6 protein-coding genes and 1 pseudogene are annotated in these 6,576 nt (G+C 71.2%); 6 read left to right on the plus strand and 1 reads right to left on the minus strand.

Annotated elements, in window-relative coordinates; all coding sequences use genetic code 11:
• Window positions 1-36 precede the first annotated feature (36 nt).
• The 3 genes from ACIBEC_RS34220 (at window position 37) to ACIBEC_RS34230 (ending at window position 3,339) form a co-directional block, all read left to right on the plus strand.
• On the plus strand, window positions 37-1,338 hold the full coding sequence (locus ACIBEC_RS34220) for a HAMP domain-containing sensor histidine kinase (RefSeq protein ID WP_360506072.1): 1,302 nt from the start codon (window positions 37-39) through the stop codon (window positions 1,336-1,338).
• 229 nt (window positions 1,339-1,567) lie between these two features.
• Window positions 1,568-2,566: an acyl-ACP desaturase gene (locus tag ACIBEC_RS34225; protein ID WP_396289669.1), complete on the plus strand. Its 999-nt coding sequence runs from the start codon at window positions 1,568-1,570 to the stop codon at window positions 2,564-2,566.
• 473 nt (window positions 2,567-3,039) lie between these two features.
• Window positions 3,040-3,339 carry a DUF4193 domain-containing protein gene (locus ACIBEC_RS34230; RefSeq protein WP_030057692.1) on the plus strand — a complete coding sequence of 100 codons (300 nt, stop codon included), beginning with the start codon at window positions 3,040-3,042 and terminating at the stop codon, window positions 3,337-3,339.
• Between the two features lie 327 nt (window positions 3,340-3,666).
• On the opposite strand, the gene ACIBEC_RS34235 is transcribed toward ACIBEC_RS34230, so the two are convergent.
• The gene (locus ACIBEC_RS34235; protein WP_396289671.1) at window positions 3,667-4,116 is read right to left on the minus strand and encodes a DUF3093 domain-containing protein; all 450 of its coding nucleotides are present in this window, start codon (window positions 4,114-4,116) and stop codon (window positions 3,667-3,669) included.
• A gap of 136 nt (window positions 4,117-4,252) precedes the next feature.
• Here ACIBEC_RS34235 and ACIBEC_RS34240 point away from each other — a divergent pair, with 136 nt between their 5' ends.
• From ACIBEC_RS34240 to ACIBEC_RS34250, 3 genes and pseudogenes are all read left to right on the plus strand, one after another.
• On the plus strand, window positions 4,253-4,831 hold the full coding sequence (locus ACIBEC_RS34240; RefSeq protein ID WP_360506100.1) for a PaaI family thioesterase: 579 nt from the start codon (window positions 4,253-4,255) through the stop codon (window positions 4,829-4,831).
• Window positions 4,828-5,362 (plus strand): annotated as a pseudogene (dut, locus tag ACIBEC_RS34245) (dUTP diphosphatase). The gene ACIBEC_RS34240 and the pseudogene dut overlap by 4 nt, the downstream one beginning before the upstream one ends.
• Window positions 5,363-5,364: 2 nt before the next feature.
• Window positions 5,365-6,168 carry a DUF3710 domain-containing protein gene (locus tag ACIBEC_RS34250; protein WP_360506080.1) on the plus strand — a complete coding sequence of 268 codons (804 nt, stop codon included), beginning with the start codon at window positions 5,365-5,367 and terminating at the stop codon, window positions 6,166-6,168.
• The last annotated feature ends 408 nt before the right edge of the window (window positions 6,169-6,576 follow it).

The following is a 6,576-nucleotide window of genomic DNA, read 5'->3' on the forward strand; positions in this document are numbered from 1 at the left end:
CGCGCCCGCCCCGGCGGACGCCCCGAGAGGACGATCATGACCACCCCGCCCCCGGCCGGCGGGCCCTCCGGCGCGCCCGCCGGCGGCCCGCGCGCCGTACCGCCCAAGCCTCTGCACCCGCCGCGCTCGGCCCGGTCGAACCAGACCTACGTCCCCGGCGACGGCGTGCTCGCCTGGCTGCCCTTCCGCCCCACCATCCGGATGCGGCTCACCCTGCTCTACGGCGGGATGTTCCTGATGGCCGGCGTCGTGCTGCTGCTGGTGATGTACTTCTTCGTCCAGCAGGCCCTGCAGGAGGTCGGCCAGCCGCACCTGGTGCTCAACGGACCGGGCATCTCGGTGCGGACCCCGGACAACCTCACCCTCAACAGCCAGTCCGCGCTCGACCAGTGGCTGAACGACTACAAGGCCTACCAGGCCAGCCAGGCGCTCAACACCCTGCTGCGCAAGCTGCTGACCGTCCTGGTCTGCCTCGCCGTGATCGCCTTCGCGGCCGGCTACGCGATGGCCGGCCGGGTGCTGCGCCCGCTCGGCCGGATCACCCGCACCGCCCGCGACGTCGCCTCCTCCGACCTGCACCGCCGGATCGAGCTGGACGGGCCGGACGACGAGCTCAAGGAGCTCGCCGACACCTTCGACGACATGCTGGACCGGCTGGACCGCTCCTTCGACTCCCAGCGCCGTTTCGTCGCCAACGCCTCGCACGAGCTGCGCACGCCGCTGGCGATCAACCGCACCCTGCTGGAGGTCCAGCTCTCCGACCCGGCCGCCTCCCCCGACCTGCAGCAGCTGGGCAAGACCCTGCTGGCCACCAACGAGCGCAGCGAGCAGCTGGTCGAGGGCCTGCTGCTGCTCGCCCGCAGCGAGAACGAGCTGACCGACCGCCGCCCGGTGGAGCTGTCCGAGGTGGCCACCCGGGCGCTGGAGCAGACCCGGGCCGAGGCGGACAAGCGCGAGGTCGCGCTGCGCTCGAAGCTCGATCCGGCCGTGGTCGCGGGCAACGGCGTGCTGCTGGAGCGGCTCGCGCTCAACCTGCTGCAGAACGCGGTCCGGTACAACACCCCGGGCGGCTGGGTCGAGCTGGCCACCGCCGAGGTGCCGGGCGGCGGCGAGCTGGTGGTCTCCAACACCGGCCCGATGGTGCCGGGGTACGAACTGGAACACATCTTCGAGCCGTTCCGCCGGGTCAAGGGCGCCGACCGCACCCGCAGCGACAAGGGGGTCGGGCTGGGCCTGTCCATCGTCCGCTCGGTCGTGCGCGCCCACGGCGGCACCATCGAGGCCACCCCGCGCGCCGGCGGCGGCCTCACCATGCGGGTTCGCATCCCCTCGCCGTAGGCAGACCGGCTGCCGTTGGCTCGCGGAACAGCAAGCCGCCCCCGTCAGGCCCGTCAAGACGACATAAGGCCTGGCGGGGGCGGCTTGTCTTTTGCGGCCCCAGCAACTTACGGTGTCGTAACCTACGCAACCGTAAGTGCGAGTCCGCCGGCGCCCCCGCCGGAGTCCGCACGACGTGTGCCCGCCCAACGCGCCGGTCCCCGCGCGTGCCGTCCCCCAGGAGCAAACCGTGACCATCGCCCCTGTGCAGCGCAGCACCGTGCAGAGCAGCACCTCGCTCGGATCGAGCGGCTGGACCGACGCGCGGCTGATCCTGGCCCTCGAGGAGGTCGTGGAGAAGGAACTCGACCGCCACCTGAGCGTCGCCAAGGAGTGGATGCCGCACGAGTTCGTCCCGTGGAGCCAGGGCCGCGACTTCGACGGCGTGCTGGGCGGTGAGGCCTGGTCGGTCGAGCAGTCGCAGGTGACCGCGCTGGGCCGGGTGTCGCTGGTGGTGAACCTGCTGACCGAGGACAACCTCCCCAGCTACCACCACGAGATCGCCAGCATGTTCGGCCGCGAGGGCGCCTGGGGCACCTGGGTGCACCGCTGGACGGCCGAGGAGGGCCGCCACGGCATAGCCATCCGCGACTACCTGCTCGCCACCCGGGCCGTCGACCCGGTGGAGCTGGAGCGCGCCCGGATGAGCCACATGTCCGAGGGCTTCGAGTCCGACAACGCGCACAGCATGCTGCAGTCGGTCGCGTACGTGGCCTTCCAGGAGCTCGCCACCCGCATCGCGCACCGCAACACCGGCAAGTACGCCGGCGACCCGCTCTGCGAGCAGCTCCTGGCGAAGGTCGCCAACGACGAGAACCTGCACATGGTCTTCTACCGGAACCTGCTGAAGGCCGCCCTGGAGATCGCCCCCGACCAGGCCATGCGGGCCATCGCCGACGTGGTCACCGACTTCCGGATGCCCGGCCACGGCATCCCCGGCTTCGAGCGCGCCGCCGCGCAGATCGCCCTCGGCGGGGTGTACAACCTGCGCATCCACCACGACGACGTGCTGCAGCCGGTGCTGCGTCACCTCAAGGTGATGGAGATCGGCGGCCTCGGCCCGGAGGGGGTGCTGGCGCAGAACGAGCTGGGCGTCTTCCTGGACGGGCTGGACTCGCAGGCGCGGAAGTTCGAGGAGCGCCAGGCGGCGATCATGGCGCGTCGGGCGGCCCGGCGGAGCGCGGAGTAGGGTGCTCCCGCAGGCGGTCGTAGTGGGTGGATTTTCCGTGGTTTGCCCCGGAAGATTCTGAACGTGACCAAGCTCACACCGTGTCGCTCCATGGTTTCGGCCAACCCCGGAGAGTGATCACCCGGTCGGGGGTGTAGATCGCCGTCCGTGACCGGATTTCGCCCCCGGGCGGATCCGCCGGATCGGTCGCCATCCCTGAGAGGCAAGGGATTCGGCGGGTACCCGCACCTCCGGTGCTCACTGTGCGTGGCTGGCTCACCGGGCCCGGGAAGGGTCGGCGATGGCCCAGTGTGAGGCCTTTTGCGGCCCCGAGGATCACCCCGATGGACCCCGCGCTGAGTGTCGATTGAGTAACAGGGCTTGAAGTAAGGCAAAATCTCCGCCTCGGGTCGGGCACAAGACCGGCCCCCCATGCGTTACGTGCGCTGGAGATACCCGCACACACCGCACAACCCGGAGGGGGAGAGCGACAAATGGCAACCGACTACGACACCCCACGCAAGACTGACGACGAGCTCAACGAAGACAGCATCGAGGAGCTCAAGGCTCGGCGGAACGACAAGGGCGGCGGCTCTGTCGACGTCGACGAGTTCGACGCCGCCGAAGGCATGGAGCTCCCCGGCGCCGACCTCTCGAACGAGGAGCTCGCCGTCCGGGTGCTGCCGAAGCAGGCGGACGAGTTCACCTGCATGAGCTGCTTCCTGGTCCACCACCGCAGCCAGCTCTACAGCGAGAAGAACGGCAACCCGATCTGCCGGGACTGCGGCGCCTGAGCACCGCGGCAGACAGGGCCCGGTGCCCGCGGCTCCCGCGGGACCGGCACACCGCTCCTTCCGGCCCCGGGCAGCGGGGCCGGACGGCAGTTCCGGAGCCCGTCCGAACGGACGGGCCCGGCAGGACGGAGTCGGCCGACGCGTCGGCCGGCACAAAGTCGTAGGGACGGTCCCGCAGCAGCGGAACCGTCCCTCTCCGTTTTCCGGCCCTCGGACCCTTCAGGTTTCCGGTCCTCGGACCCTTCAGGGCCTCCCAGGGCCTCCCAGGGCCTCCCAGGATCTGTCAGGACCTGTCACGACCCTTCGGGGCCCTCGCGGCCCGCGCGCTCAGGTACGGGCGCCGCGCCGGGCCTCCTCCAGCGCCTCCGCCAGCTTCATCGGCGAGCGGGTCGACAGATAGAGATACGGCGTCGGGTCGGCCGGATCGCTCACCTCGACCCGCAGCGCCGTCGGGACGTAGCTGCGCAGCAGCATGAAGGCGCGCGGATCGGCCTTCGGACCGCGCCAGGCCGCCGCCTCGGCGGGGCTCAACGCCTGCGCGGCGCCGAGCGCGTCCACCGGGATCCGGGCCGGTCCGGCCACCAGCGAGCCCTGGACCACACGGATCCGGGCCGAGCCGTAGCTGCTGATCCCGACCGCGCCGGCAGCGATGCCGACCACCAGCCCGACCAGCGCGGCCGGGCCGCTGACCCGGATCAGGATCAGCGCGAGCGTGAGGCCCACCGCGACCGGGAGCAGCCACCAGGAGCGCGGCACCGTGAGGCGTTCGTCGTACATGCCCTCCATTGTGGGCGCCCTGACGCCCGGCGCGGGACGCCACCCCCACCGGGGGCCTACCTACCCCTGAGTAGGGTTGGGCTCCGTGACCGGTACGACAGCCCCCACCACCCCCACCGACCGGCCGGCGCCCGCGATGCCGCCGTCCCCGACCACCCCGCCGCCGGACGCCGTCCTGCCGCCGCGCGCCCCCGAGGCACCGCCCCCCGGCACCCGGCTCGGCTCCCACTACGAGCACTGCTTCGGCTGCGGCCCGCAGCACCCCGGCGGCCTGCGGATCGACGCGATCGCCGGCGAGGGACTCGACGTCACGGCCGAGTTCACCGTCCGGGACGTCCACCAGGGCGGCCCCGGGCTGGCCCACGGCGGCGTGCTGACGACCGCCATGGACGAGACCCTCGGCACGCTCAACTGGCTCCTGCACGCCCCCGCCGTGACCGGCCGGCTGGAGACCGACTTCCTCTCCCCGGTGCCCGTCGACTCGGTGCTGCACCTGCGCGCCTGGGTCACCGGCGTGCACGGCCGCAAGATCTACAGCGCCGCCGAGGCGCGGATCGGCGGGCCGGACGGACCGGTCGCCGTGCGTGCTCAGGCGCTCTTCATCCAGGTGAAGCTGGAACACTTCACCACGCACGGTCGAGCCGAGGACGTCGGAAAGGTCCTCGACGACCCGGATCTGATGAAGCGCGCACGAGCCTTTGAGGTGAACCCTTGAGTGACACCCCCCGCCCGCAGCTGGACGTCCTGATCAAGCGCATCGACCCCGAGCTGCCGCTGCCCGCGTACGCGCAGCCCGGGGACGCCGGCGCCGATCTGCGCACCACCGTCGATGCCGAGCTGGCCCCCGGCGAGCGGGCGGTCCTGCCGACCGGCGTCGCCGTCGCCCTCCCCGACGGCTACGCGGCCTTCGTCCACCCCCGGTCCGGGCTCGCAGCTCGTTGCGGAGTTGCTCTCGTGAACGCCCCGGGGACCGTCGATGCCGGGTACCGTGGAGAGATCAAGGTGATCGTCGTCAATCTGGACCCGCACGAGGGGGTCAGCTTCCGCCGAGGGGACCGGATCGCCCAGCTGGTGATCCAGCAGGTCGAGAAGGCCCGCTTCCACGAGGTGGAGGAGCTGCCTGGGTCGGCACGCGCCGAGGGCGGGTTCGGGTCGACCGGCGGCCATGCCGCGGTCTAGCATTCCCGCGGCCTCGCAGGAAGCCGAGCAGGTATTCGCATCGGTCTTGGACCGGGAAGGACAGTGACCGTGTTCCGTCGTCGCCAGAAGAGCGAGGACGCTGTCGAGCAGCTCGCCGACGACGCCATCAGCGCCGACGAGACGGCCGATGACGTCGAAGGTTCCGCCGAGAGCGAGAACGTGACCGAGCTGGACCCGGCCGACAGGGTCGGCCTGCCGCCGGCCCCCCGGCCGGACGGTCCGTGGGACCACTCGGAGCTGGAGAACCCCGAGGAGGGACGAGTCGACCTCGGGGGTCTGCTGGTCCCCGGTGTCGAGGGAATGGAACTGCGCGTCGAGGTCGCCGGTGACGCGATCGTGGCCGCCACCCTCGTGCTCGGCAACAGCGCCATCCAGCTCCAGGCCTTCGCGGCCCCGAAGTCCGAGGGCATCTGGGGGGAGGTCCGCGAGGAGATCGCCAACGGCATCACCTCGCAGGGCGGCCTCATCGAGGAGGAGGAGGGCCCGCTCGGCTGGCACCTCCGTGCCCAGGTCCCGGTGCAGCTGCCCGACGGCACCCAGGGTGTCCAGCTGGTGCGGTTCGTCGGCTGCGACGGTCCGCGCTGGTTCCTGCGCGGCGTGATCTCGGGCCAGGCTGCGGTGCAGCCGGAGATGGCCGGGATCCTGGAGCAGGTCTTCCGCCAGACGGTCGTCGTCCGTGGCGAGTCCCCGATGGCTCCCCGCGACCCGATCGTGCTGAAGCTTCCCGAGGACGCCCAGATGGTGGCCGACGGTGGCGGGGCGGCCGCCACCGCCGGCGAGGGCGACAACCGCTTCGGCGGCGCCTCGATCGACCCGTTCGCGCGCGGTCCGGAGATCACCGAGGTCCGCTGATCGGTCCGTGATCGGCCCTGATCGCCCCTGCCCGGGACCCCGGGCAGGGGCGATTTGCATGTGGCGGGCCCGTCCCCGTACAGTTCCGGAGTCGCCGCGGGAGACCGGGGCGGCAAAGCGGAAAGCAAATCCGATGAATGAAACTCCGGAAAACGGGGCGGAAAACATCTGATAAGCTTGAAACACGAAAGAACGAAGCCCGGAGGGCCCGCTGGAAGGCGGTCCGAAGGAAGCGTCCGTTCCTTGAGAACTCAACAGCGTGCCAAAAGTCAACGCCAGATATGTTGACATCCCCGGCCTCGATCGTTTGATCGGGGTTGGAGATTCCTTTTGAAATAACACTAGCGAGGACGCAGTGCGCGGGGCCGCCCTATTCCGGTGGTTGCCGTGCCGCTCAACGCGGGTGTG

It is taken from the genome of Kitasatospora sp. NPDC051164, assembly GCF_044455625.1.
Classification (GTDB): Bacteria; Actinomycetota; Actinomycetes; order Streptomycetales; family Streptomycetaceae; genus Kitasatospora.

What these genes read in the sequence shown, in the direction of transcription:
- ACIBEC_RS34240 (WP_360506100.1), top strand. Translation starts at nt 4,253, where the DNA reads ATGCCGCCGTCCCCGACCACCCCGCCGCCGGACGCCGTCCTGCCGCCG.
- ACIBEC_RS34235 (WP_396289671.1), bottom strand. Translation starts at nt 4,116, where the DNA reads ATGTACGACGAACGCCTCACGGTGCCGCGCTCCTGGTGGCTGCTCCCG.
- ACIBEC_RS34230 (WP_030057692.1), top strand. Translation starts at nt 3,040, where the DNA reads ATGGCAACCGACTACGACACCCCACGCAAGACTGACGACGAGCTCAAC.
- ACIBEC_RS34220 (WP_360506072.1), top strand. Translation starts at nt 37, where the DNA reads ATGACCACCCCGCCCCCGGCCGGCGGGCCCTCCGGCGCGCCCGCCGGC.